This window comes from Amycolatopsis sp. NPDC058986, from assembly GCF_042741125.1.
Taxonomy (GTDB): Bacteria; Actinomycetota; Actinomycetes; order Mycobacteriales; family Pseudonocardiaceae; genus Amycolatopsis.
In genome coordinates this window covers 167584-193817 of the sequence record NZ_JBHYJW010000009.1, presented here as the reverse complement: position 1 = coordinate 193817, position 26234 = coordinate 167584, and the positions used below count along the sequence as shown (strand labels likewise).

At 71.6% G+C, this 26234-nt stretch carries 14 protein-coding genes; 8 read left to right on the top strand and 6 right to left on the bottom strand.

Going from position 1 to position 26234, the window contains the following annotated elements; genetic code table 11:
* Positions 1-6: 6 nt before the first annotated feature.
* Positions 7-4875, bottom strand: a complete 4869-nt coding sequence (locus tag ACFW0G_RS11610) for an AAA family ATPase (RefSeq protein WP_378324935.1) — start codon at positions 4873-4875, stop codon at positions 7-9.
* A gap of 30 nt (positions 4876-4905) precedes the next feature.
* Positions 4906-6192, bottom strand: coding sequence for a multiprotein-bridging factor 1 family protein (locus ACFW0G_RS11605; RefSeq protein ID WP_378324934.1), 1287 nt, complete (start codon positions 6190-6192; stop codon positions 4906-4908).
* 657 nt (positions 6193-6849) lie between these two features.
* On the opposite strand from ACFW0G_RS11605, the gene ACFW0G_RS11600 reads away from it, so the two are divergent.
* The 8 genes from ACFW0G_RS11600 (at position 6850) to ACFW0G_RS11565 (ending at position 21557) form a co-directional block, all read left to right on the top strand.
* Positions 6850-9702, top strand: a complete 2853-nt coding sequence (locus ACFW0G_RS11600; protein ID WP_378324933.1) for a DUF6924 domain-containing protein — start codon at positions 6850-6852, stop codon at positions 9700-9702.
* A gap of 353 nt (positions 9703-10055) precedes the next feature.
* On the top strand, positions 10056-11330 hold the full coding sequence (locus ACFW0G_RS11595; protein ID WP_378324932.1) for an ABC1 kinase family protein: 1275 nt from the start codon (positions 10056-10058) through the stop codon (positions 11328-11330).
* A complete protein-coding gene (locus ACFW0G_RS11590; protein WP_378324930.1) occupies positions 11327-12259 on the top strand; it encodes a DUF1702 family protein in 933 nt (310 codons plus the stop codon). Before ACFW0G_RS11595 ends, ACFW0G_RS11590 begins: the two co-directional genes overlap by 4 nt.
* The gene (locus ACFW0G_RS11585) at positions 12256-14175 is read left to right on the top strand and encodes a CRTAC1 family protein (RefSeq protein WP_378324929.1); all 1920 of its coding nucleotides are present in this window, start codon (positions 12256-12258) and stop codon (positions 14173-14175) included. The genes ACFW0G_RS11590 and ACFW0G_RS11585 overlap by 4 nt, the downstream gene beginning before the upstream one ends.
* Positions 14172-15107 carry an enediyne biosynthesis protein UnbU gene (locus ACFW0G_RS11580; protein WP_378324928.1) on the top strand — a complete coding sequence of 312 codons (936 nt, stop codon included), beginning with the start codon at positions 14172-14174 and terminating at the stop codon, positions 15105-15107. The genes ACFW0G_RS11585 and ACFW0G_RS11580 overlap by 4 nt, the downstream gene beginning before the upstream one ends.
* A gap of 76 nt (positions 15108-15183) precedes the next feature.
* Entirely contained in the window at positions 15184-20445 is a 5262-nt protein-coding gene (locus tag ACFW0G_RS11575) for an SDR family NAD(P)-dependent oxidoreductase (protein WP_378324926.1), read from the top strand.
* Complete coding sequence (locus tag ACFW0G_RS11570) at positions 20442-20873, top strand: acyl-CoA thioesterase (RefSeq protein WP_378324925.1); 432 nt, start codon at positions 20442-20444, stop codon at positions 20871-20873. The genes ACFW0G_RS11575 and ACFW0G_RS11570 overlap by 4 nt, the downstream gene beginning before the upstream one ends.
* 12 nt (positions 20874-20885) lie before the next feature.
* Complete coding sequence (locus ACFW0G_RS11565; protein ID WP_378324924.1) at positions 20886-21557, top strand: winged helix-turn-helix transcriptional regulator; 672 nt, start codon at positions 20886-20888, stop codon at positions 21555-21557.
* A gap of 18 nt (positions 21558-21575) precedes the next feature.
* On the opposite strand, the gene ACFW0G_RS11560 is transcribed toward ACFW0G_RS11565, so the two are convergent.
* The 4 genes from ACFW0G_RS11560 to ACFW0G_RS11545 form a co-directional block, all read right to left on the bottom strand.
* On the bottom strand, positions 21576-22295 hold the full coding sequence (locus ACFW0G_RS11560) for a hypothetical protein (protein ID WP_378324923.1): 720 nt from the start codon (positions 22293-22295) through the stop codon (positions 21576-21578).
* A gap of 521 nt (positions 22296-22816) precedes the next feature.
* The gene (locus ACFW0G_RS11555) at positions 22817-23530 is read right to left on the bottom strand and encodes a hypothetical protein (protein WP_378324922.1); all 714 of its coding nucleotides are present in this window, start codon (positions 23528-23530) and stop codon (positions 22817-22819) included.
* Between the two features lie 150 nt (positions 23531-23680).
* The gene (locus ACFW0G_RS11550; protein WP_378324921.1) at positions 23681-24517 is read right to left on the bottom strand and encodes an alpha/beta fold hydrolase; all 837 of its coding nucleotides are present in this window, start codon (positions 24515-24517) and stop codon (positions 23681-23683) included.
* A gap of 86 nt (positions 24518-24603) precedes the next feature.
* Positions 24604-26154 carry an alpha/beta hydrolase gene (locus ACFW0G_RS11545; RefSeq protein WP_378324920.1) on the bottom strand — a complete coding sequence of 517 codons (1551 nt, stop codon included), beginning with the start codon at positions 26152-26154 and terminating at the stop codon, positions 24604-24606.
* Between the last annotated feature and the right edge of the window lie 80 nt (positions 26155-26234).

Genomic DNA, 26234 nt, shown 5'->3' with positions numbered 1-26234 from the left:
GGGCAGTCACTTTCCCAGCGCCTTCCCTCCCTCGATCGCGGAGCAGGGTGATGTGAGGTCGAGCCCGGCGGGCAGGAGTTCGCGTTCAGCCGGAGAATAGGGCCGGTCGTTCAACCGGCACAACTGTTCGGCCCACTGCCGAGGACTCATGTCCACCGAGAAGAAGCCGTCCACGGAAACCGCCACCAGCCGGTTCTCGTGCAGCATCCACCTGCCAGCCGAACCAGGGAAGCGTGGTGCGGCGAGGCGGTCTCCATTGTCGATGTTCCGGACCTCGATGGCACCGGTCCCCGTACCGAAGATCACCTTGTCCTCTTGCACGAACCCCACCGGAGACAGGTCACCCGGTATCGGAATGGTTTTCGAAGCGGTGTTCTGTTCGGGGTTCCAGACGTTCAGCCGCCCGATGTCGGCGTAGTGAACGGCGACTCGGCGCATGGTGGGATCGGCCACGACATCGGGCGTCGGGGCACCCCGCCGAGGGGCGAAGGAACGCTCTGGGCGCCCTCGCGGATCACCGCTCTCGGGCTCCGGAATCGATCTCGGCTTCCACGCCTCGACAGCGTCCGGGGTGGCTACCAGCAGCCGACCGGCGTTCACGGGGCCGGTGACCACCTTGAAGCGATAAGCGGCGGGGGCGCGGGGCGCCATGGCACGTGAGGACAAGGACGCCGGGGAGGGATACCGCTCCCCGGTGCTCACCTTCCACGCGTTGAGCTCTTGGCCGCGCACCACGGCGACCTCATCGGCACCCAGTGGCACTATGGACGTGGTGTCGTCGAACGAGACTTCGCTTTCCCCGGAGTCGGGTCTCGCCAGCGGGATCGTCCGGAGGACGGTGAGATCGGCGGCGGAGATCACCGCGAGCTGTCCTCGTTCCAGCGGAACGAAGATCTTTTTACCGTCCCCGCTGAACGCCAGGCCGGGCGTGTCCGCCACCGGCAGGCCACCGGCCGATTCCCGAACGAGCTGGCGGTGGCTCCGCACGTCGAACAGCCGCAGCTTCGCTCCTCCCCGTGCACCCGGGTCTCCCTCATGGGACATCGTCAGCAGCGACTCGCCGTCCGGGCTCAGGACAGCGGCGCCCGCGTCCCGCGCCGATCCGGACTGTTCGGTTTCCGCGATCAGGTCAGGGACACGGAATCTGAGCAGTACGTCAGCGTAGAACATGAAGACCGTCGGTGCGGCGGAGCCGCCGCCGAGCGCCATGAGCTGTGACGGCTCGTTCTGCGACACGCTGCGCCGTTTGTCGCGGCTCAGCGAAGGAACGTGGATCGAGTAAGTGCTTCCGTTGCCCAGATTCATCAGTTCGGCTCGCTGAAACGCGTCTTCCGGCGATCCCGTTCTCAGCACCGCGTACTCGCCGCTCAAATCGGCGACGTCGTCGGCATCGGCTGCGGGGCAGTCGAGCCGAGTCCTGGTGAAACGCGCTGCGCCGGTGGCCGTGTCCTGGACGGTCAACCGACTGTACGGCTGTCCTTTCCGGCATTCGGCGACGACACCGCCCGGCGTCACGAAACCGGAGGAGATCACGCGGAGTTCCGTGCCGGTGGTCAGGTCGCGCAGGACCACGGGCCGCGTCCGGTCCGGCCGGTCTTCCCGAAACCACGCTCGCTTACCGTCCGGCTCGACGCGGAGTACGGCGGTCTCACCTCCCGGGCCCGTTACCTTGTTCGGTATCTGCCCGCGTTGCAGGACATCCCACACCTCCACGTCGCCTTGGCGAGTTCCGGAGGCCCCGCCGCCGCTGCGAACGGAGTCGACGAGGAACCTTCCGTCCGGGGAGAACCGGGCGCTGAGCACCGTCGCGGGCGCGACGGTTTCCGGTGCGCGCAGCGGCAGCGGGCCACTGTGCCTGGCGGTGTCCCACAGGGTGATTCCGCCGCGGTCGTCCAGCGCGGCCAGCCACCGGCCGTCGGGGCTGAGCCGGAGCCCGGACAGGTTCGGGATCGTGGTGACGAACCAGCGTTCCGGCGCGGGGCCGAACAGCGCCGTCCAGACCGTGATCCTCCCGTCGTCTTCGGCCACCGCGGTGGTCCTGCCGTCCGGGGTGGACGCGACCTGCGCGACCGTTCCGGACCACAGCCCGGTCCGGATCTGCTCGACGTCGGCGTATTTGAGGTATTGCTGCATGAGCGCGGCGTAGGCCTCGGGCCTGGTCGGGTCCGCCTTCCACGCGGCCTGTGCGAACTGCAGCGCGGTGAGCGGGTCGCTTTCGTTGCGCCGCCCCGCTTCCTGGCCGAGGGAGACGGCCGAGGCGCGGCGAAGCTGGTCGGCGAGTTCGCGGTTCTTGTTCAGCGCGAAGACCGCGGAAGTGGTGGCGGCCAGCGCGAGGACGGCGATCAGGGCGGTGATCATCCGCCAGCGGCGGGTTCCCCTGCGCTGATGGGTACGGCTCGCGGCGATATAAGCCCGTTCGTCGTCGGTGAGACCGGTGGGATCAGTGCTCAGCCAGGTTTCCGCGGTCGTCAGTGTCGTGCCACGGAGCAAGGTGTGCGGATCTTCCCCGGACTGCCGCCATTGGGTGAGGGAGAGCCTGAGCTGTTCCTGCCAGGAGCGGAATTCGCGGGCGGCGGCCAGCCATTCGCGCAGTTGCCGCCATTGCTGGACAAGGGCTTCGTGGGCGAGGGCGATGACCGCGGGGTGGCCGGGGTCCTGCCGGAGCACGACGAGCCGATGCGCGGCCAGTTTCCTGGCCAGATCCCGGGATTCGGCGTCGAGGCGGTCCAGCTGGGCCGGGGAAAGGGTGAAGGTGCCGTCCTCGCCGGGGCGGGCCAGTTGCACCAGCACCCGGCGGGCCAGTGCCCGTTCGCCGTCGGTGAGCCGTTCGCTGTGCACTTCTTCGGCGTAGGCGGCCAGCGCCCCGGCCACACCGCCGAGTTCGTCGTAGGCGTGGTGGGTCAAGGCGGCGCCGTGCTGGGACTCCCAGAGCCGGGTGAGCGCGAATTCGACGAGCGGCAGCTGTCCGGGGGCGTCCAGCGCGTCGGCGATGATGCGTTCGACCAGTCCCGGTTCGAAGGAGACCAGCGGGCGGTCGGCGGGGCCGAGGATCGCGGCCCGCAGTTCCGCCGGGCCCATCCTGGGGACGGCGACGGTCTGCAGCACGGGGGCCAGCTCGCTGGTCAGGATCTCGTCGAGGTCCGCCGAGCGGCCGGTGACGATCGCGCGGATGGCGGGCGGCTGCGCCGGACGGGACGGCGCGGCCAGCACCAGCCGGGCCAGCAGGTCGAGCAACTCCTTGGCCGCCAAGGGATCGGTGGCGACGAGCTCCTCGAACTGGTCGGCGAACAGGACCAGCCTGCCTGCCGCGTCGGCGATGGCGTCCGCCAGCAGCGGGATGTCCTGGGCGGTGAGCGCGGTGGTGCGGTCGGCCCCGACGACCGGCCGCACCGCATAGGCCAGCAATTCGAGCGGCTCGACGCCGGGGACGGGCCGGAACACCGCCAGCGTCGCGTTCTCCTGGCGCAGGGCGGGCAGGACACCGGCCCGGACGAGGGAGGATTTCCCGCTGCCGGACGCTCCGATGACCATGACGAGGCGATGCCGGTCGAGGAGCTGGTGAAGCTGCCGGATCTGCGGATCCCGGCCGCAGAAATACGGCGCGTCCTGTTCCTGGAAGGGTTCGAGGCCGCGGTAGGGGCATTCCGGATGCGCCGCGCGGTGCAGGCCGGGATCCGCGGCGGGCACGGACGCCCGGTCCTGACCCGCGTCGCGATGGTGGTCCAGCAAGGAGCTGAGCGCGACGGCGTGCAGGACCCGCGCGCTGCCGAAACGCGGCTGGGCCAGATCCTCCGGTGCGGCGAGGGCGGGAGCGGGGAGTTCGAGGTAGCCGGCGAAGGCGTCGAGGGCGCGGCGGAACTCGGCCTCGCGCTCGGCTTCGGTGCGGGCGAGCGGGGCGAGACTGTGGTTGTCCAGCGTGTGGAAGAGGCTGGCGACGCGATCGTTCCCTGGCGTGTGAAGGCGTTGGAGCCGTTCGCCGCTCTGACGGCTGAGCAGCAGCAGCCGCGCCTGGGGAGCGTTGGTGGAGCGCTCCACCAACGCGGTGGCGAGGGCGTGGGTCTGGTCGAAGTGGTTCTCGGCCTCGTCGACGACCACGAGCAGCTGGTTGTTGACGGTGGCGAGGGTGGTGAGATCGGCGGCGGTGGCGTTCTCGTGGACGATCCCGGCGGTCCAGCCCTGCCGGGTGAGCCGCTCGCACAGCTGCTGGGCAAGGCGTGTCTTGCCCTGGCCCGGTGGTCCGCTGATCAGGTAGGCGGAAACCGGCGCGGGTTCGTTCACCCAGCTGAGCAGGTCGGCGAGTTCGGCGTCGCGGCCGGTGAAGGACACGATCCGGTACTCGGCACGCAGCCACGCGCTGGGCACCAGGTTCGCGGTCGGGGCGCGCGGGGTGGCGAAGGCCCGCCGGAGAACGAGCCCCGGCACCAGATCGGTCAGCTCGCCGACCAGCTTGGCGAGGTCCTGGACGTCGTTGCGGTGGTGCAGGCGCAAATACTGACAGCGCGCCAGCGCCGCGACGTCGGCGGGCAGGTCGGTTTCGGTCAGGACCTTGGTGTGGTCGAGGAAGACCGGGATCACGCGCACCCCGAGGCGCAGCGCCTCGGCGAGTTCGCGGCGGACCCAGTCGCCGGGATCGTCGATGCGGCGCCCGCCGTGCCGGGTGGTGCAGGTGAGCCAGCGGGGCCCGATCACCACCAGGACGACGTCGCACCGGCTCAGCCAGTCCAGTATCCGCTCGGCGAAGTCCTGGCCGGGCCGGATCGTCCTGCTGGCCAGGAACACGTGCTCGGCACCGAACCGCGCGGTGAGCGCCCCGGCGATGAGCGTGGCCGCGAAATCGCCGTCGTCGGTGCGGTAGTTGACGAAGATGCCACCCATGTCTCCCCCTGGCTCGGCCGGGTTCTTCCGCTACACCGCCGGTGTGCGCAGCGCCGCGGTGAGCCGGGGATACAGCTCGCGGACGGGCTGATGGGTGTGCCAGCGGGTCAGCGTCCTGGCCAGCCGCCGCAGATCCGTCCGGACCGTGGCCGAATCCACCAGCAGCGCGCTCTCGATCGCCTGCTCCGCGAGCACGCACGCGTGATCGACCTCCCCGCCGCTGGCGTAGGCCAGTGCCCGGCGGGCGCCGAACCGGGCGTGCACCCGCCGGGCCTCGGACGGGACGAGCGCCAGCTGACGGTCGAGGATCTCCCCGGCCTCCGCCGGACGGCCCAGATCGTGCATGCACCAGCCGGTGACCACCGCGACCATGCCCGTACCGCTGACCGAAGCCGGCCCGATCTCCTGGCCGTCGGCGGTGTCCAGCAGGCCGGCGGCGCGATCCAGCGCGTGCCGGCATCGGTCGTAGTCGCAGGCCAGTGCGTGGCCCTGGGCCTCACGCAGCGCGGCGAGGCCGCGGATCCGCGGCGGGGTCCGTGAACCGGCCAGTGCCCGCTGGGCCAGGTCGATGGTGCCGGCGGCGTCCTCGCGGTACAACGTGATCAACGCCCGCCGGATCAGCGCGTAGGTCGAGAGCTCGGCGTCACCCGCGGCCGAGGCCATTTCCACCGCGGTTTCGGTCCACCACAACGCACCCCGCTCGTCCCCCGCCTCCTGCGTCATCCACCCTGCGTACTCGGCGTACCGCGCCGCCAGCCGCAGCAGCTCCGCACGCGACGGCGCCGACGCCGAGCCGGCCAGGCCCCGCAGCGCGTGCGTCTGCGCGACCACGATCGGCAGCACCACGCTCGGGCTGCTGATCTGCCCCAGCCGCCGGGTCTGCTCGAACAGGGCGCGGAACGCCGCGATCGTCGTCTCCTGCCCGGCGGCCGCCGCGTTCCCCGGCGCGCCGACACTCAGCGCCAGCACCGACGCCGCGCCCATCGCGAGGGCGTCCCGGCGGCTCATCGGCACCAGGTTGCTCGAACCGTCCGGCCCCATGCTCATCACCCACACCCCGCCGTCGGGACCGGCCTCGGGCACCACGGCCGGTTCGGGCGGCCGGGCCCTGGCGACCAGTGCGGCCAATTTCCCGTTGGCGTCCAGCGCCGCGTCGCAACGGCGGGCCACTTCCATCCCGGCCGGTTTCTCCCCGGTCTCGATCCTGCCGAGATAGCCCTTGTTGTAGTGGACTCGCCGGGCGAGTTCCGCCAGTGAAAGCCCCGCCGCCATCCGCAACCGCCGGAGTTCCGTGCCCACCGTGTCCGGTTCGGCCATCCCCGCCCTCCCCATCCGCTTCCCGCGAAACCGCACGAGCAGAGGGTCCTCCGCGCTTCCGGCGGCGACCCCGTACCCGAGGCTATGGGGCGCGGCCGCTCCGGCACAGCCCCGCGACGCGATCGGCACGCATCGATATCGGCGGCGGGCAGGTGCCGCCCGCCCGCCGCGATGCGCGCGAGGTACCCGAGGTTCCTGTCGACGAGTGAACCGCCGCTGAGCCCGTACTGCGCGAAATGGCGCGGATCTTGGTGCATACCGCCAGTTTCGGCCACCCATCGCGCCCTGCACCCACCGTCGCCCGTCGCCCGCCGGGACAGGCGACGGGCGATCTCCCCCACGACCGTCTCCGCACGCACACACTGGTCGTCGGGTCGGGCTCGTGGTCCCGATGCCGGCCCGGCGAAGGGGGTGGGATGTGGTGGCAGGGCTTCCCGCAGCACTGCCACCACATCCAGTCGGGCCGGGTTCGCGCGTCACCGGCCGAAGATTCCCGGAAGCACCTTGACGTGGGAGGGCGGACCCATGCCCTTCCGGACATCGCGCTCGTGCCACTCGGGCAGTTCATGACGGCCCCGGTGCGGGAAATGGCTAGGTTGGCGGCAAAGTAGGTCGCCGAGGCACTCCCGTCCGGCGCTGTGGCCGCGAGGAGGACCGGTGTCGCCCGTGCCGGATCAGGCGTTCGTGTTCCGGATGTGGTGGCACGCGGCGGACTCCCCGGAGTGGGTGCCGGGCCCACCGCTGCTGGCGCGGCTGGACGACGGCCGGGGCGTGCCGCCGGAGCAGTTGTCCTGGCGCACGGAAGACGGCGCGCAGACCTCGGTCGGGTTCTCGCCGGACCTGTCCCGGTGCTACGGCCATCGCCGCTCCGCCGCCGGTGACGTGCTGGAGGTGCGCGGCGAAGCCGACTCCCCGAGGGAAGCGGGCGGCTCGACCGGCTACGAGTTCAGCACCGAGGTCGAGGAATCCGGTGAGTGGCGGCCGGCGGAACGGCTGCGGCTGCTGATCGACGACGGTTCCGGGGCGCCGCCGCAGTGGGTGTCCTGGCGCGACCGGACCGGCGAGACCTGCTCGGTCCAGTTGCGTTCGGCCGGACCGTCCGGTGCCGCGGACGTCAACGACCTGGTGACCGCCGTATGGGCCAGCGCCGAATACCCCGAAGCGGGCGAGGTGGCCACGAACCTGGTGGGACCGGCGGGAAAATGGTTCGCCCCGCACGACCGCGCGGCACTGGAGTTCCAGCTGACGCGGCCGGTCCCGGTGGACCGGTACGTCCTCACCTCCGCCAACGACGCGCCCGATCGCGATCCCGCGGAGTGGACGCTGAGCGGCTCGGCCGACGGGCTCCTGTGGCAGGCTCTGGACGTCCGAGGCGGCCAGTCCTTCGCCGACCGCCACCAGCCCAGGACATACCGGCTCGCCGAACCCGGCTTCGCCGAACACTTCCGCCTCGACATCACCGGCAACAACGGCTCGCCGCATCTGCAGCTCGCGAGCGTCCGGTTTCTCGCCGCGTGCGGCGGCTTCGTCGGATACCGCCAGCGCGCGGGCGGCCCACCGGCGGGCTACCGCGGCGTCCGCACCGCGTACCGGCCGTCGGACGTACCCGCGGTGCCCCTGCCCGACGGCGTGCCCACGAGACGCGCCCGCCGCCTTGCCGAAGATCATCCGCTGCCCGCCGGGACCGAGGTGGTCTCGCCGTCGGGCAAGTACGCGTTGCGGTACGACGCCTTCGGGGTGCCGGTCGTCCTCGACCGGACGAGCCGGCTGGTCGTCTGGCGAGCCGGTGACGACGACCAGGGCCCGGCGTCCGGCGCCCTCGTGCTCAGCCATTCCCTCCAGGTCGCACTCCGTGGTGGCGGCGTCTGGTACTCGTCGATCGGCGCCGAAGGGGCGCGATTCCTCGTGGTCACCGACGACGGCGAACTCGAACTCCTCGATCACGACGGGGTGAGCCTGTACAACTCCGAGCGGGGTTTCGTCGGTCCCCTGCCCACGTTCGAGGATTCCGCGCCCGCCGCCGGCATCACGCTCAAGCGCTACCTGTACCGCAAGGACGCGAAAGGCGCGATGACGCGGACGGTCCGGCGCGGCGTGGACGGCTCGTTCCGGGTCACCCGGCAGAACATGTCCCATCACCTCCCCGCGCCCCTGGTGCGGTGGCTGGAGCAGGACGACACGATCGTGACGTGGCGGCAGGTCCCCACCGTGACGGGTTCGGACCTCGAACTGTGCCTGGTCGACCGCGCGGGCACCCTGCTGTGGCGCGAAGGATCGGCGATCGCGAGCACGACGCCGCCACCCGCGGCGCCGCACGAGCACGGCGGCCCCGCGCTGGGACGGGGCTCGCGGCTGCGCCGTCAGTCCCTGACCTCCCCGTCCGGCTCGCACACGCTGCTGCACCGCGACGACGGAAACCTGGTGCTGTACTGCAACGCCGGCCACGCGCCGGTGTGGGCCACCGGCACGGAATGGCTCGGCGACAGCTGGGTCGACCTGACCCCGTCCGGCGATCTGGTCCTGCGTACTTCGTGCGGTGCGCCGGTCTGGCGGTCGGGCACGGCCGATCAGGGCGTCGAGCGGCTGGAGGTGCGCGACGACGGCGGCCTCGCGCTGCTGGACGCCACCGGAGCGGCCGTCTGGCGGATCCAGGACCACGTGCCCTGCGCGGCTGCCGTGCCCGCGCCGCCGCGTGGTGCCGTCCTCCGGCGCGGGCAGAGCCTCCGCAACCAGTCCCTCACCTCCGCCGACGGTGGCACCGTCCTGAACCACGAGCCCGGCCGGGGAGTGCGGCTCTTCCGCGCCGACGGGATCCAGCTCTGGTACGCGTCCGGCTCACGCGCGGCGGACACCGGCCTGACGCTCGACGACGCCGGATTCCTCCTGCTGCGCGCCGAAGACGGCAGCGTGCGCACGCGGCTCGCCGGTCCGGGAGACCACCTCGCCGTCGTGCCGGGAGGGGAAATCCGGCTCCTCGCCCCCGACGGCACCGTGTTGTGGCGCGAGGGACAGTACGTCATCGACGGTCCCGACGCCGGTGCGGCGATCTCTCCCCGCGCGGCCTCGCCCGCCGCGCTCGAGACCCTGATCAACGCCCCGTCCATCCCGATCGTGCGCACCGACTTCGCCGACGACCACGCCTGGCGGGCCACCTGGAGCGACATCACCACGCCCCGCGAGTACCACGACGACGAGTTCGTCCTCGACGCGACGCTGGTGGCCCTGCCGGAGTTCGACGGCTGGACCGGCGAAGAACTCGCCGAACTGCTGTCGCGCACCGCCAAGCACACTCTCGTTTTCGTGGTGGACGCGATCACCCTCGCTTCGCCGGAGCATCCCGTGCTCGTGGTGAAGATCGACGAGGACCGCGACCAGCCGCGTTCCCTCCGCGCCGTCCCGCACGCCTTGCTGGACCTGGAAATCCAGCTCTCGATCGCCAATATGGACTGGGAGGACTTCAGCGGCGCCGTCGAGCCCGACGGCGTACTCCGTTCCTCCACCGCGGACTGACCATCGGGAGTTACCCGGAATGGGGTGTTTCCCTTGCCCGGCACCGTGACTCTCACCCGTTCAGGAGGCGGACCCGGAAGGGGAAACCCGACGCCGCTATGTGATCGCGGCGGCCGGAACCGGACGGTGGCCTCCCTCGATATGCAATTCCCAGGGCCAAGCGGGTGGGGCCGCGCCACGCCACGGAATACAGCCCGTATGTGCTCGCGGGCTCTCTCATGCGATCGGATGCCGTCACCCCGATGTCGCCGGAAAGGATGGTGTTGCGGCAGCGGGGAGACAGCGCGGAAGGGCGGTTGTAGCGTCGATCGGCGGTGACCTGGGCAGCTGATCGGAAGGAGCATTCCGTACCGATGACGAGCCGGGCGGTCGGCGGTGGCGCGGTGGCACTGCGGATGACACGCATCCTGTATGTCCTTTGTGGACGCTTGACCCTCCTGGCCGCCACGTCGGCCCTCTCCCTTGTACGACGCCGGAATCCCGCGCGGGAAAACTGGCTGGCGGACACCGTGGTGGCGCTCGGTCCGGCGTTCGTGAAGGCGGCCCAGTTGCTGAGCACCCGCGCGGATGTGCTGCCGCCGAAGGTGTGCCTGGCACTCACCCGCCTGTACGACCGGGTCCGCCCGATACCGCCGCGCACGGCGGCACCGGTGCTGCGGTCGCGATTCGGTGCCACCGGGACGAAGCTGGTCGGCGCGGGCAGTATCGCGTGTGTGTACCGGAGCGTCCTGCCGGACGGCCGCGAAATCGCGGTCAAGGTCCGCAGGCCGGGTATCGAACAGTCGCTGACGGTCGACCTCGCGCTGTTCGAGCGCGGCGCGGCGGTGCTGGCACGGCTGCCGTGGCTGCGGGGCGTCCCGGTGGTGGCGATCGCGGGCCAGCTCACCGGAAGCATTCGCGCCCAGCTGGACTTCCGGCGGGAGGCGGAGCTGCTCGACGGCTTCCGTGCCGCGATGGCCGAGGTCCCCGGTGTCACCGTGCCCGCCGTCGACCGGCGGCTGTCCACCGGGGACATGGTGGTGATGGACTTCGTCGGCGGTCTCGTCCGGCCGCGCCCGGACGAACTGGGCGAAGCGGAACGGCGACGCGCGGTGGTGACAGCGCTGCGCGCGGTGTACCGGATGCTGTTCCTCGACGGCGTGGTGCACTGCGATCTGCATCCGGGCAACCTCTACTTCCGTGCCGACGGCACGATCGTGATCCTCGACGCCGGGTTCACGGTGCGGCTGACGGATTCGGCGCGGGAGAAGTTCGCGGCGTTCTTCTACTGCATGAGCCAGGGCGACGGCGAGGCCTGCGCCGACATCGTGCTGTCCACGGCGGAGGACACGCCGAGCGCCGATCGCGACGCGTTCCGCGCCGACCTCGCCGCGCTGGTGACGGCGCACACCGGCCGCCGCGCGGCCGAGTTCGACCTGGTCTCCTTCGCCACCCGGCTCTTCGACATCCAGCGGCGGCACGGGTTCTACGCCGATCCGCAGTTCGTGTTCCCGATCCTTTCGCTGCTGGTGCTGGAGGGCACGGTGCGTGAGTTCCATCCCGACGTCGACTTCCAGCGGGAGGCCGAGCCCTTCCTGGTGACCGCGCTGATGGAGCGCGTACTGGTGGCGCGCGGGGACGCCCGGTGAGCGCGGCACGGCTGCTGCGTCAGGACATGGGGCAGGTCGACTTCGGGCCACGACGGTTCCGGTTGCGTCCCGGCCCCGCGCGCGGCGTGCTCGAATCGGCGGGGCGGGCGTTCCTCACCGGGCTGAACGCTTCGCTCGAAACGGCGGAAGACGCGCTGGCCGAACAAATCGCCGGGCTGGAACCCGAACTCCGCGGTTTCGCGTTCGAGGGGGCCGGGATGGGCTGCGCGCTGCTCGATCTGCTCCTCCCCCGCCGCCGTCGCCGGGTCGCCGCCCTGCTGCGCGGACCGGCGGCGGACTACCCGCATCTGGTGCACGTCGGCGCGGGCTGGGCGTACGCGCGGCTGCGGCTTCGCCCGGTACGCGGGCCGTCCGGCGCGGATCCGCTGCTGCGCTGGCTGGCCTGGGACGGATTCGGTTTCCACCAAGGGTTTTTCCACGCCGACCGGGTCATCGGGCGGCAACGGGTGGAGCGCGGGCTCCACCGTGACGTCCGGCGGGTCCGCGACCAGGGCCTCGGCCGCGCGCTGTGGTTCTGCGAATGCGCCGATCCCGACGGCGTGGCCCTGCGCGTCGCCGAATTCCCCGAGCGGCGGCGGGCGGACCTGTGGAGCGGGATCGGCCTCGCGGCCACCTACGCGGGCGGTGCCGACGCGGGCGAGCTGGACCGGCTCGCCGAGCTGTCCGGGCCGTTCCGCGCGCATCTCGCGCAGGGCTGCGCGTTCGCATGCGCGGCGCGACGGGTCAGCGGAATCGTGCCCGCGCACACCGACAAGGCGGCCGACGTGCTGGCCCGCACCGACACCGGCACCGCCGCGAGCTGGACCGACCGGGCACTGACGAAGCTGGGATCCCGGCCGCACACGTTCGCGCACTATCAGCGCTGGCGGGCGGAAATCCGGCACCTGTGGGAAAGGAACAGCCGATGAGACCGTTCGTCCGCCGCCACCTCACCCGCGTGGTCGCCCTGCTCGGCTGCGCCGCGGTGTTCGCGTTCACCGTCGCCCCGCAGCCGTCCTCGGCGGAGGAATCCGCGCTGGCCCAACGCTTCTCGTTCACCGCGCACCCGGTCAGCCCGGACAACGCCCCTGGCGGACGGCGGGTGCGGACGGTCGCCCCGGCCTATGAACAGATCCGGTCGTGGATCTCGTCGGTGGGCGCGGCCACCGCGCTCTTCGCCGTGGACGGCGGCAAGGTCTCCCGCGACGTCTGCCTGGTGGATCCCCGCACCGACACGGTCACCGTCGAACCGGCGCCCACGACCGGCCAGCGCTTCCAGCCGTTCACGCTGACGCCGTCCGGACTGGAGATGCCGTCCTTCGCGGCGCCGATGGGCTGCCTGCCGGTGGATCTGGACGAGGACGGCTGGCAGGACGTGGTCGTCTACTACTGGGGACGCTCGCCGGTGGTGTTCCAGCGCGTCCCGGGCGTCCCGCCGTCGGCGCCGGCGTTCCGCGCCCGCGAACTGACCAGCCCGTGGCAGGTCTGGAACACCAACGCCGCCACGGTCGGCGACTTCGACGGCGACGGGCACACCGATCTCGTGTTCGGCAACTACTTCCCGGACGGCGCGAGGGTTCTCGACCCCACCGCGCGGCAGCCCGAGCTGCAGATGAACGATTCGCTGTCCCACGCTACGAACGCGGGCACCCTGCGGCTGTTCCGCTCCGCCGGTGCCGGCCGGTTCGCCGAGGTGCCCGACGCCTTCCCCGCCGAGGCGCGGACCGGGTGGACGCTCGCGCTCGGCGCGCAGGACCTCGGCGGCCGGGGTCTGCCCGATCTCTACGTCGCCAACGACTTCGGCCCCGATCACTTGCTGGTCAACGAATCCACGCCCGGACGCTTCGCGTTCCGGACGGCGAACGGGACGCGCCACGCGGCGACGCCGAAGTCGAAGGTGGTGGGCAACGACTCGTTCAAGGGCATGGGCGTCGCCTTCGCCGATCTCGGCGCGCACGGCGTACCGGACATCCTGGTCAGCAACATCACCGAGCCCTATGCCTTGCAGGAAAGCAACTTCGCCTTCCTCGCCACCGCCGACCGCGCGACGGTCGCCGACCGGCTGCGCAAGGGTGACGCACCCTACGACGACCACAGCGAGGAACTCGGGCTCTCTCGCTCGGGTTGGTCGTGGGACGTCAAGGCCGCCGACTTCGACAACACCGGGGCCGACGAGGTCATGCACGCGACCGGATTCGTCGCCGGGCAGGTGAACCGGTGGGCGCAACTGCAGGAAACCGCGATGTCGAACGATCTCGTGCTGAGCCATCCCACGCTGTGGCCGCGGTTCACCGAGGGCACCGATCTTTCCGGCCACGACCACAACACGTTCTTCGCGCGGGGGAAGGACGGCCGGTTCGTGAACGTGGCCGACCGTGTCGGCGTAGGCACCGACGCGGTCAGCCGGGCGTTCGCCGTCGGCGACGTGGACGGCGACGGACGCCTCGACTTCGTCGTCGCCAACCAATGGGCACCGTCCACTTTGTACCGGAACTCCGCACCGGCCGGGGCTTTCCTCGGCCTGCGGCTGGTCCGGCCCGCCGGGGACACGGCCTGCCGGGCGGGTGCCGCCGGGCCGACGACGCCCGCGATCGGCGCCGAGGCCGAAGTACCCGCGCCGGGCGGCGGAACCCGGCTGCAGGAGGTGTACCCCGCCAACGGGCACAACGGCGTCAACGCGCCCGACCTGCACTTCGGCCTGGGTTCCCAGCCGTCGGCGAGCGTGCCGGTACGGCTGGCGTGGCGGGACGGTTGCGGACGGCATCACACGGGTTCGACGTCGTTGCCGCCCGGCTGGCATCAGCTGCGCCTGGGCTCCGACGGGACGATCGAGGAGGAACGGTGAGCAAGTCACCCGCCGAGCGCCGGTCCGCGGCGCTGCGCCGGTTCGGGATGTCGATCACGGCGCTGACCGTGCTCGGGCACACCGTGCTCGGCTTCGAACAGGCCTATCTCACCCCGGTCGTCGCCGTGCTCGCCGCGCTCGCCACCGAGATCACGCTGGAGTCGGTGGAAGCCGCCGTCGAAAAACGCCGCCCGCGCTACACCGGGAAAACGGGCGCGGTGGTGGATTTCCTGCTCCCGGCCTACATCACCGGCGTGGCCTGTGCGATGCTGCTGTTCGCCAACGACCGGTTCCTGCCGACCGTGCTCGCCGCCGTGGCGGGGGTGGCCACCAAGTACGTCTTCCGCGTCCGGATCGCCGGGAAATCACGTCATGTGCTGAACCCGAGCAACGCCGGGATCGTGGTGGTCCTGCTGCTCTTTCCGTGGGTGGGCATCGCGCCGCCGTACGAGTTCACCGAATGGGTCACCGGCGCGTGGGGCGCCGTAGTGCCCGCGCTGCTGCTGATCGCCGGGACGATGCTCAACGCGCAGCTGACCGGGAAGATCCCGTTGATCCTCGGCTGGGCAGGCGGTTTTCTCGCCCAGGCGGTACTGCGGACGCTGATCACCGACATCTCCTTGGTGAGCGCGATCCTGCCGATCACCGGCACCGCGTTCATCCTGTTCACCAACTACATGATCACCGACCCCGGCACCACTCCGTCGAGCCGTCGCGGCCAGGTCCTTTTCGGACTCGCCACCGCCGTGGTGTACGGGGTGCTGGTGCAGTTCCACGTCGTGTTCGGGTTGTTCTTCGCGCTGGTGATCACCTGTGTGCTGCGCGCGGTGGTGCTCGTGCTGGCGGATCGCCGGAGTCCACAGTGGAACGTCCTGGTGCCGTCGCAGCGCGCCGCGGCCGAACCGCCGGTGCAGGCGCGGGAATTGGCATGAGCGAAGCTTGCGAGCGAATCATGGATATCACGCGCCAAAAAGGATCAAACACTGTCTCGCGAAGCGAGGCGATCGCGTGAGCGGCCAGGAACGGGGCGAACCGATCGCGATCGTCGGGATGGCCTGCCGCTATCCGGACGCCGACGATCCCGCCCGGCTCTGGGAGGTGGTGCTCCAGCGAAGGCGCGCGTTCCGCAGGCTGCCACCCGGACGGCTCGACCTCGCCGACTACTTCAGCGCCGACACGGCCGCCCCGGACCGGACCTACAGCACCCGGGCGGCGGTACTGGAGGGCTGGCGGTTCGACCGCGAGGAGTTCCGGATCCCCGGCCCGGTCTTCCGCGCCACGGACCCGGCGCAGTGGCTGGCGCTGGAAACTGCCGCCCGCGCGCTGGCCGACGCGGGCCGCCCCGGCGGCGCCGGGCTGGACACCGAGCGGACGACCGTCGTCGTCGGCAACAGCCTGACCGGCGATGTCACGCGGGCGCACGCGCTGCGGCTGCGCTGGCCGTACGTGCGCGATGTCCTGCGCGCCTCACTGTCCGAAGTGGATGAAGCGGCGCTTGAAGCGGTCGAGCGCCGCTATCTCGCGGCGTTTCCGGAAGTCGGAGACGAGACGCTGGCGGGGAGCCTGGCCAACACCATCGCGGGCCGGATCTGCAACCACTTCGGGTTCCACGGCGGTGGGTACACTGTGGACGGTGCGTGTGCCTCGTCGATGCTCGCCGTGATCACCGCCTGCCGCGCGCTGACCACCGGCGCCGCCGACTTCGCGCTGGCCGGCGGCGTGGATCTTTCACTCGATCCGTTCGAGCTGGTGGGTTTCGCCAAGACCGGCGCGCTCGCCGCCGACGAGATGCGGGTCTATGACGAGCGCTCGGCCGGGTTCTGGCCGGGCGAGGGCTGCGGCATGCTCGCACTCGTCCGCGCCGCCGACGCGCACGCCGCCGGAACGCCGGTGTACGCCGAGATCCGCGGCTGGGGCGTCTCGTCGGACGGGCGCGGTGGCATCACCCGCCCCGAGGTGGACGGGCAGCTGCTCGCGCTGCGCCGGGCGAGCGCCATGGCCGGGATCGAGCACGCGGAAGTCGGGCTCTACGAAGGACACGGGACCGGGACGGCGGTGGGCGACGTCGTCGAGCTGACCGCGCTGAACCGCGTCCGCTCCGGCGCCACGTCCGCCGCCGCGCTCGGTTCGGTCAAGGCCAACATCGGGCACACCAAGGCCGCCGCCGGAGTCGCCGGGATCGTCAAGGCCGCGCTGAGCGTCGCTTCGGGATTGCTGCCGCCGACGACCGGCTGCGAACGGCCGCATCCCACGGTCGGCGAAACCCTGCGGGTTCTTCCCACGGCGGAACCGTGGCCCGGCGAAACACGGTCGGCCGGGGTCAGCGCCATGGGATTCGGCGGGATCAACACCCATGTCCTGGTGAGCACGCCCGCCGGTCATCGCCGCACGATCCCGTGTCCGGCGGTATCCCAGCCGACACCGGAAGTGGACGTCGTCGCCGTCGGCGGCCACGACCTTGGCCAGGTCGCCGCGCTGCTTGCGGAAATAGCCGACGCCGCGCCGCGGCTGTCCTACGCGGAGGTCCACGACCTCGCCTGCGGCCATGGCCGCCACACCGCGGTGGGCCCCGTCCGCGCCGCGCTGGTGGTGCGCACACCCGAGGAATTCGCCGCGCTCGCTTCCCGCGCCGCGGCGGAGCTTCCGTCAATCCCGTGTGGACAGTTGACCGCGTCGCCTGGGCTGTGGCTGGGCAACGACGTGGCGGGCCGGGTCACCCTGCTGTTCCCCGGCCAGGGCGCCGGCGGCGCGGAGCCGGTCGACACCGCGCTGGCCCAGCCCGCGGTCTATCGGAGTTGCCTTTCGGCGGTGACCTGGCTCGACGCACTGGGGGTGGCGCCGGTCGCCGCGGTCGGGCACAGCCTCGGCGAGATCGCGGCACTCGCCTGGGCAGGCCATCTGTCCACTGGGGACGCCGAGCGACTGGTGGCCGAGCGCGGCCGGATCATGGCCGACCACGGCACTTCCGGCACCGGGATGCTCGCCGTGGCGGCGGGCGCCACCGAGACCCGGGCACTCTGCGCGGGCACCGGCGTGGTGATCGCCGCGGACAACGCCGCACGGGCACAGGTGGTGGCGGGCCCGATCCCCGAGCTGGACGCGGTGGCCGAAGCGGCGGAGCGGCACGGTTTCCGGACGCGGCGGCTCCCGGTCTCCCACGGTTTCCACAGCGCCGCCATGGCCACGTGCGCCGAACCCCTGCGTGCGGCACTGCGGAATGTCACGGTGTCCCCGGCGGACCGTACCGTGGTGTCCACTGTGTACGGACGGCCGCTGACGGCCGAAGACGACTTGACGGAGCTGCTGGTCACCCAGCTGTGTGCGCCGGTCCTGTTCCGCGACGCGGTGCGGGCGGTGACGGAGGGCACCGATCTGTTCTGCGAGGCGGGCACCGGCCGCGCTCTGACGAGCCTGGTGACCCAGGACTCGGCCGTACCTGCGGTCAGCCTCGACGTCGGAGCGTCCGGCGACCGTGCCACCGCCGAAACCGCGGCCGCCCTGTTCGCCGCCGGGGCGGCCAAGGAGCTCACGCCGCTGTTCGCCGGACGGGCCGCGCGGCCCCTCGACCTCGGTCGCGAACGCGTGTTCCTGACGAACCCGTGCTCGGTGGCGGCGCCCGTGCTCCCCTCGCCGAGGGTGGCCGTGGAAGCGTCCCGCGACACGGCGACGACCGTCACGGATCTGCTCGCCGAGGCCACGGAACTCGACGTCACGCTCATCCAGCCCGGGGCCCGATTGCTCAGTGACCTCAACCTGAGTTCGCTGCGCGCCACCCAGCTCCTGGTCGAGGCGGCCTCGGCACTCGGGCGGAAGCCGCCCTCGGTGTCGATGGCCTTCAGCGACACCTCGGTCGCCGAGGTGATCGCCGAAATCGAGCGGCTGCCGGAGACGGACGACCCCCTCGCGGACACGCCGGTGCCCGGGGTCCGGCCCTGGCAAGCCTGTTTCACCGAAACCCTGGTCCCGGCGCGGCAGGAACCGTGGCGCCCCACCGAATTCGTGTACCTCCCCGACAGCGAGGACGTCGGGAAGGTGCTTGCCGCGGGCCGGACGGCCATCGACCGCAAGGCACTCGTCGTCGTGGCCCACGACCTCGCGCTCGGCGGGTTCTTCCGCTCACTGTGCCACGAACATCCGGACATCGGAGTCACGCTGGTCCAGGTTCCGTGGGGAACAAAGGATTTCTCCGCGTTCCACGCCGAACCGGGCCGCTTCCGCGCACTCGTCGCCGATGAGGACGGCGCGCTCACTGAGCCCGCCGAGCGGCTGTTGTCACTTCCCGCCGAGCCCCGCGCGCTGCCCTTCGACAAGCGGGACGTCCTACTGGTGAGTGGAGGCGGCAAGGGCATCGGATACGCGTGTGCTCGCGCGCTGGCCGCGGCGACCGGCCTCACCCTCGCCCTCCTCGGTCGCGGCCGTCTCGAATCGGATCCCGTGCTCCGGTCCAATGTAGACGCCTTGCGCGCCAAGGGAATCCGTGTCGCCTACCAGGCCGCCGATGTCACGGACACGGAGGCTGTCGCGCTGGCGGTCGACAAGCTCACGGCCGAGACCGGACCGGTGACCGCGTTGCTGCACGCGAGCGGTGTCAACGAGCCCACCCGGTTCGCCGAACTCGACGAGGATGACGTCCGCAAGCATCTGGCGCCGAAGGTCACCGGCCTCCGCTCGCTGCTCGGCGCACTGCCGCACGAACCGTTGCGGCTGCTCGTCACCTTCGGTTCGGTGATCGGCACCCACGGCATGGCGGGCGAAAGCCATTACGCGTTCGCCAACGGCCTTCTCCGCGAAGAAGCCGGGCAATGGGCACAGCGGCTGCGCGGCTGTCGCGTGCTCAACATCGACTGGACCGCATGGTCGGGCACCGGGATGGCCGACCGCATGGGCGCGGCGCAGGCGCTCGCCCGCACCGGCACCACCCCGATCCCGGTCACGGAAGGGACTTCGCTGTTCCTGCGCCTGCTCGCCGCTCCCGCGACTCCGCCGAGCGTGGCCGTGCACGGCAGGCTCGGCATGGAAGCCACCACCCCCGGGTCCGGCGGCAGGTTCCTCCAGCGGATCCGGGCCTGTCACCCGGACGTCGAGATCGTCGCCGACACGACGCTCTCGCTTCGCACCGACTCCTGGCTGGCCGATCACCGCGTCGACGGGCTCGCCCTGCTGCCCGCGGTCGTCGGCCTGGAAGCCATGGCACAGGCGGCCTCCGCGGTCGCGGGCCGCGCGCTGACCGTCGCGGAGAACGTCCGGTTCGACCGGCCGGTCGTCGTGCCCGACGAGGGCGAGCGTGCCGTCCGTGTCTGCGCGTTGCGCGAGGGTGACGTCATCACCACCGTGCTGCGCAGCGCGGAATCCGGCTTCGACGCCGACCACTTCCGCGCCGAGTTTCCCTTGTCCCCCAGCGCTTCCGCCCGGCCACCGGATCTCGTTCCCGACCGCGGCCGGATCGAGCCCGCCCCGCTGTACGACCGGCTCCTTTTCCACAGTGGACAGTTTCGCCGTGTCGGCGCTGTCGCGGTCCCGGATCCGTGGTCCTGCCGGGCCACCATCGCCCCGCGCGACGGCGCGCCCTGGTTCACCCCGGTGCTCGGCGACCCTGCCGCCCACGACGCCACGATCCACGTCCTGCAGGCCTGTGTCCCCGGGCGCAGGCTGCTACCCGTGGGCTGCGACCGCGTCGAGCTGAACCCGTTCGCCCACGGTCCCTGGGCCCTGCGCGGTGTCGAGCGTGACGCGGCGGACGGCCGCTACACCTGGGACGTCCTCGCCGAGGCCACCGACGGCAGGCTCGCCGTCGCGTGGACCGGGCTGCGCCTGGCGGATTCCGGCCCGCTCCCGCACGACCGGCCCTGGCCCGCCGCCCTGCTTTCGGTACTGCTCACCCGATCCGCGGTCGCGCTCGGCCTGGACGGCTCCTTGCGCGTGTCCGTCGGAGAACCGTTCACTGTGGACACCGCGGGCGACTGTCCGACCGCCGGCGCCTGGGAATCGGTCGATCCGCGCGCCACTCCCCCGGATCCCGGGCTCGTACGGCTCCTCGCGGGCCCGTGCGCCGAGGCCGCCGAAACCGTCGCCGCCCGGGCCGGGACCATCGCCCGCTGCCTCGCGCAGCGGGACATTTCTCCTTCGGCGGCAAGGTTTTCCGGCGCCTACGACGGCGGCTGGCTCGTGCTGCGAGCCGGTGCCGCGCTGGTCGCGTCGGCCGTGTTCCCCGTCGACGGTTGCCGGCGTCCGGTCGCGATCGCCGTCCTGACCGAGGAAACCACCTCATGACGCCGGTCTACCGCTACCGTCACCCGATCACGCTGGAGGAGACCAACCTCGTCGGCAACGTCTACTTCGCACACTATGTGCGCTGGCAGGGCCATTGCCGGGAACGGTTCCTCGCCGAGAACGCCCCCGGCGTCCTCGCCGCGCTCTCCGATGGCTTCGCGATGGTCACCACGACCTGCGGCTGCGACTACTTCGGCGAGCTGACCGCGAACGACGTCGTCGAACTGCGCATGACCCTCACCGAGCTGGAAGGCAACCGGGTCGCGATGGCGTTCGACTACTTCCGTGCCGAGGTCGCGATACCCCAGCTGGTCGCGCGCGGGCACCAGGCCGTCGCCTGCATGACCCGCGGCCCCGCCGGGTTGGAACCGGTTCCGGTGCCGGAACAGCTCCGGGAGGCCCTCGCGCCGTACTTGAAAATCCAGTAGTAGGCTGAGGCGGTGACCACCACCGCGCGCCGGGAACGCCACTACCGCCAGTACTGCGGGCTCGCCGCCGCGCTCGACACCGTCGGCGAGCGCTGGACGCTGCTGATCGTGCGGGAACTGCTGCTCGGCCCGCGCCGGTACACCGAACTGCTCGCCGATCTTCCCGGCGTGGGCACCAACCTGCTCGCCGAGCGGCTGAAAAAGCTGTGCGCGGCGGAAATCGTCGAACGGGAAGACACCGGGGCTTATCGGCTCGGGCCGTTGGGCGAACGATTGCGCGAGCCGGTGCTGGCGCTGTCCAAATGGGGCATCGCGCTGCTCGGCGAGCCCACGGCCGACATGGTCACGCGGCCGCACTGGGCGCTGCTGGCGGTCCAGGCGATGGCCGACGCGAGCCGCCTGCCCGAGATCTGCGAGACCTACGAATTCCACGTCGACGACGAGATCTTCCACCTCGCCGTCGACCGCGGCGCGCTGACCACGGCCTGCGGACCGGCCGCGGCACCGGCGATGAGCATCCGCACCGACGCCACCACGTTCGTCCGCATCGGAGCCGGGGCGATCGGCCCGTTCGCGGCGCTGGCCACCGGGAAGCTCACCTTCACCGGCGACGCCGACGCGGTCCTGCGCTGCTCGACCGTGCTGGGACTCGTGGAACGGCCCGGTTCGGCCCCGCAGGACTGAACCGGGCCGCACCGGGACTCAGAGGCCGCCGACCTTCACCGGGAACTTCTGAATGGTGGCGATGGTGGTGTCCGGGTCGTCCGGGAGCACCAGGTCCACCGGGTTCTGCAGCTGGTAGAGGTCGCCTCGCGGCGGGAACTGGGTCAGCTTCCCGACCAGCATCGCCGGGTCCTTCGTGGTCAGCACCAGCGGCTCGTAGGCCTTGCTGGACCGGATCCCGGCCCGGCGCAGCAGGTCGTCGGGCTGGTCGATCGTCATCGTGAAGCTCAGCACCATGATCTGCTCGTACCGCGGCGGGAAGCGCTGCGTCAGCTTCAGCAGGCTCTTCGCGTCGACGTCGATGTCGTTCTGCTCGATCGTGATCGTGCCGCCCTGGTTCACTCCGTCACCGCCGGGAAGCTCGGCGGAGACGCGGTGCCCGACCACCCGCAGCCGCACCGAGTTGATCGGATCGTCGGGGTTCACGTCGACCCGCACCTTGATCCCGCCCCGGAAATCCACGCTGACCACGGAAGTCCGGATCTGGAGCGGGGTGTTGATCGCGAGGCAGCTGCACGGGATCTCCGCGCCGATCGGCGGCAGGCCGCTCTGTTCCGGCGAGGCCTGCGCGGCCTGCCCGCCCAGCAGGCCACCGGCCGCGACGCCGCCGACCCCCAGCGCCGCGGCCGCGGCCCCCTTCAGGAAGTCCCGCCGGCCCGAACCGGACTGGGGTTCCTCGTCGTCGTTCGGAGCAGGCATCGTCAACCTCCGCAGTCTGATGTCGAAAGAGTCCGCCCACTTGAATTTAAGATAGTTCCCCGAGCGAAGACAGGGCGTCCGGAAGGATCGACACGGACGTGTCGGCGGGTGATGACCTACCGCCGCCGAGACCCGCGAAGGCTCGACCTGTCGGGTAACCGGGCCCACGCGATCGGGTCATGCCCGCCCCAGCACCGGCGAGCGCGGTCACCGCCCCCGGGGCGCCGGGTGTGACACCCGGCACCCGCCTCGCCGCCCACCCTGCCGCACCGAGGAGGCAAAAGCGACATACGGGATGATTCGCGGTGTATCGCGATGCCGAGAGTCCTTTGTGGAACTTGTGGCGTGTGGGGTGTGTGTTGTTCATGGGGCTCGTGGTGACGGCGGGCTTCGCGCGGCGGCCCAGTGATCGTCGCGAACGGAGCGTTCGCGACACAAGGACCGTGGCGGATCGACGGATCCAGGCTCGGGGCCGTGAAGGACGCCTCCACAGCACCGAAAGCACTGAAGCGTCCTACGGCTCAGTGTCTTGCCACCATGGTCACCACGCCGTCCGGTGTTCCGGTGACGGTCAGCCGGACGCGGGTCCGGCCGGTCAGCCCGTCGCCGACCGTGGGGAACCGGGCTTCCAGCTCGTCGGCGGAGGTCGCCTGTTCTGCGAGCGTCGCGGGATGGTCGAGACCGCGCACCGCCTCCAGCGCGGCGTCCACGACAGGCCGGATCCCGGCGGCCCGGCAGGCGAACCGCGCGGGCCGCGCCCCGGCCGCATGGGTCAGGTGCACTTCGACGGCTTCATTCTGGTACGCGGCGGAGACGAATTCCTGCACGTCGCCGTCGGCCAGTGTCAGCGGCGCCTCGAAGATCAGCTCGTATTCCGGCAGTTCCAGGACCGCCCGCACGATCCCGAACCGGCTGAGACGGTGCCCCTGGAGGTACAGGCGCGCGCCCTTGCGGCGGACCAGCTCGTCGAGGCCGTCGAGGTTCGCGCGCATGCGGCCGGAGAGGCACAGCAGGATCGCGGCCCTGCCGCTCACCCCGGCGAACAGCGGCAGGTCCTGCCTGCCGCGCAGCAGCTCGAGGTAGTCGAAGACCTGAGTGAGCGTGCCGTGCCTGCCCGCCTGGCTGAGCTCCCGCACGCGCTCCGCGAACCGCTCCGTACCGCCGGGGTCGACGGCCGGGGGCATCCGCGCCGGGACCTCGGAACCGCCACCGCTCTTCCTGCGCAGCCAAGCCATGCGCCGCACGCTAGCCCGACGGCCCGGGACCCCTCCGCGCCCGCCGTCGAGTCCTTTGTGGACACTCGATGCGCTGGGTTGTGAAGGACTCCTTCACGGCGCTGAACGCCGGTAAGGAGTCCTTCACGGCATCCGCAGCAGGGGCCATGTTCAGGGGGTGGGCGCGCCCGAGCGCACCGCCTCGTCGAGAAAAGCGGTCAGTTCGCGATAGACGGCGTCCCGGTCGATCTCGTTGAGGATGTTGTGGCGATCGGCGGGGAAGATCCTCGCGCGGGCGTCGGGCAGCCGCTGAGCGGCGAGTTCCGCGCCCTGTGCGGGGGCGAGGTCGTCGGCTTCACCGTGCAGCAGCAACACCGGCAGGGACAACGTCCCGGCGGCAAGGACGGCCGCCACCCGTTGCGCGGCTTCGCCCAGCGCCGCCAGCGTCTCGTGCCGGAGACCGCCCTGCCAGGTCAGCGGATCGGTGCGGATCTGCTCGACCACGGCCTCGTTGCGGTTGAGTTCGCTGGGATCCTTCCGGAGGTCCAGTGGGTCGATTCCGCTCGCGAGCAGCGCCACCAGCCCGTTCTCACTGCCGGGGACCGGCACCAGCGAGGACCCCGCGAGCACGAGGGCCGCCGGGCGCGTCCCGGCGGGCAGCAGCCGCTCGGCGGCCAGCAGAGTGGCGACGGTCGAGCCGAGCGAATGCCCGGCGAGCACCAGTGGCAGGCCCGGATGCGCGGCAGCGGCGAGACCGACGAGGGTGCCCGCATCGTCGAGCAGGTCGTCGATCCGGTCGACGCGCACCCGCTCGCCTTCGCTGCGGCCGTGTCCCGCGTGGTCGGCGGCCCAGACGGCGTAACCCGCCGCGCCGAGCGCCGACGCGAAGACCTCGTAGGAGCCCACATGCTCGCCGAGCCCGTGGAAGAACACCACCACCGCCTTGGGCCGCTCCGGCACCCACTGTCGATAGTGGACAGTTCCGCGCGCTCCCGGGAACTCCGTCATCGTGCCTCCTTCTCCCCCACGCTAACGTCTCGCCGTCGTCAGTGGCGACTGTCCCAGATCGCGGGCCGCCCGGCGAGACACCGGCGCTACGGCGTCTCGAACGGCCGATGATCCGGGGCGCATCGGGCATCGGGGGCCGGGAGTTCCAGGTCGAGCAGATACCGCTCGCGCAGCCGGTCGGTGCAGGCACTGCCGAGCGGGTTGTGCCCGTGCCCGTCGACGACGAGCAGCCGGGCGTTGCCCAGTTGGCGACGGGCGTCGTGGGCGAACGCCACCGACGTGACCGGGTCGTACCGGTTGTTGATCAGCAGCGCGGGCGTCCGGGACCGCAGCGTCCACGGTCCCCGATACCGCTGGGGATAGCCGCCCGGCGGCGCCGCCCAGGACGCGCAGGCCTGCAGCGAGTACAGCCAGTGCCTGCCGTAGTCCGGCGCGTGCACGTCGAACGCGCGGGCCAGCGCGGGCCACGCTCCCGGCACCGGTGGGAAAGCGTTGTCCGCACAGGAGATCGCCGTGAAGGAGTCCAGGAAGTCCAGCCGGAAACCGGTGACGCGGTAGATCTCCCGCAGTGGCGCGGGATCGCCGTCCGGCCCGCGTTCCAGTCCGGCGATCAGCTCGGCCAGCGCGGGCCAGCCTTCCCGGGTGTCGTAGAGCAGCTGCGCGTGCACCGGGACGACGTCGGCGTACCGCAGTTCCAGCGCTTCCTTGCCCCGTCCCACGGTGATGGGCCCCCGCCGCAGTCTGTCCAGCACGGCGGTGTCGCGGGCGAGGGTGTCCCCGGCGACCGGGCACCGCGCCGCACCGGCCTCGGTGCACAATCGCGCGAATTCTCTCAGCACCTCCACGGTGCCCGCCGAACGCCGCCACAACGTCTCGAGCGTGCGATTGGTGTAGCCGTCCGGGTCGATCATCGCGTTGAGCTGCAGCGCGCGGACGCGGTCGCCGAACAACGCGCCGTAGACCTCGCCGAGGTAGCTGGCGTACGAGCCGCCGCTGAAGGTCATCTCCCGATCTCCGACGGCCCGGCGCAGCAGGTCGAGGTCCTTCGCGGCGTCCGCCGTGGTGAGGTGCCCGACGAGTTCCGCGTCGTGCTCGGCGCAGCCCCCCGCGTGGGCCCTGCTGGTGCGTTCGGCCAGCCGTTCCTCGGCCGGGTTCGCCGGGGGCAGCGCGGTGCCCTCCCAGAACCGGTTCTGCTCGGCGGCCGAAGCGAAACACCGGACCTGACGGCTGCGGCCGATCCCGCGCTGGTCGAAGGTCACCACGTCGAACCGGCGCGCGAGTTCGCCGTCGGCGAGGGTGCCGCCCTTGGCCGCGTCGAGTCCCGAACCACCGGGCCCGCCCACCGCGGTGAACAACGTGCCGATCCGCCGCGCGGGATCGGCGGCCGGTTGCCGGAGCACCGCCAGCGGCAGCCGTTTCCCGTGCGGACGCGCGTAGTCGAGCGGCACCTTGGCGACAGCGCACTGGTACCGCTCGAGTCCCGGCTCGCGGCACGGGCTCCAGGCGAGCACCGGGGTGCCGGCCGCGTCGGCCTGCCGGGCGGGCGCGGACGGCGCCTCGGCCGAGGCCGCGGGCGCCGCGGTACCGAGCAGGAACAGAACCAGTACACCGGTCAGTGTCTTCCGGAATTCGGCCACCGCTGGATGATGGCAACGCCGCCGCGCCGCCGTCGTCCGTCGAAGGGAGGACGGCCGGTCACCCGGAAGTCGTCCCGCGC

What these genes read in the sequence shown, in the direction of transcription:
- ACFW0G_RS11555 (WP_378324922.1), bottom strand. Translation starts at nt 23,530, where the DNA reads ATGGCTTGGCTGCGCAGGAAGAGCGGTGGCGGTTCCGAGGTCCCGGCG.
- ACFW0G_RS11605 (WP_378324934.1), bottom strand. Translation starts at nt 6,192, where the DNA reads ATGGCCGAACCGGACACGGTGGGCACGGAACTCCGGCGGTTGCGGATG.
- ACFW0G_RS11570 (WP_378324925.1), top strand. Translation starts at nt 20,442, where the DNA reads ATGACGCCGGTCTACCGCTACCGTCACCCGATCACGCTGGAGGAGACC.
- ACFW0G_RS11595 (WP_378324932.1), top strand. Translation starts at nt 10,056, where the DNA reads ATGACGAGCCGGGCGGTCGGCGGTGGCGCGGTGGCACTGCGGATGACA.
- ACFW0G_RS11550 (WP_378324921.1), bottom strand. Translation starts at nt 24,517, where the DNA reads ATGACGGAGTTCCCGGGAGCGCGCGGAACTGTCCACTATCGACAGTGG.
- ACFW0G_RS11585 (WP_378324929.1), top strand. Translation starts at nt 12,256, where the DNA reads ATGAGACCGTTCGTCCGCCGCCACCTCACCCGCGTGGTCGCCCTGCTC.
- ACFW0G_RS11610 (WP_378324935.1), bottom strand. Translation starts at nt 4,875, where the DNA reads ATGGGTGGCATCTTCGTCAACTACCGCACCGACGACGGCGATTTCGCG.
- ACFW0G_RS11560 (WP_378324923.1), bottom strand. Translation starts at nt 22,295, where the DNA reads ATGCCTGCTCCGAACGACGACGAGGAACCCCAGTCCGGTTCGGGCCGG.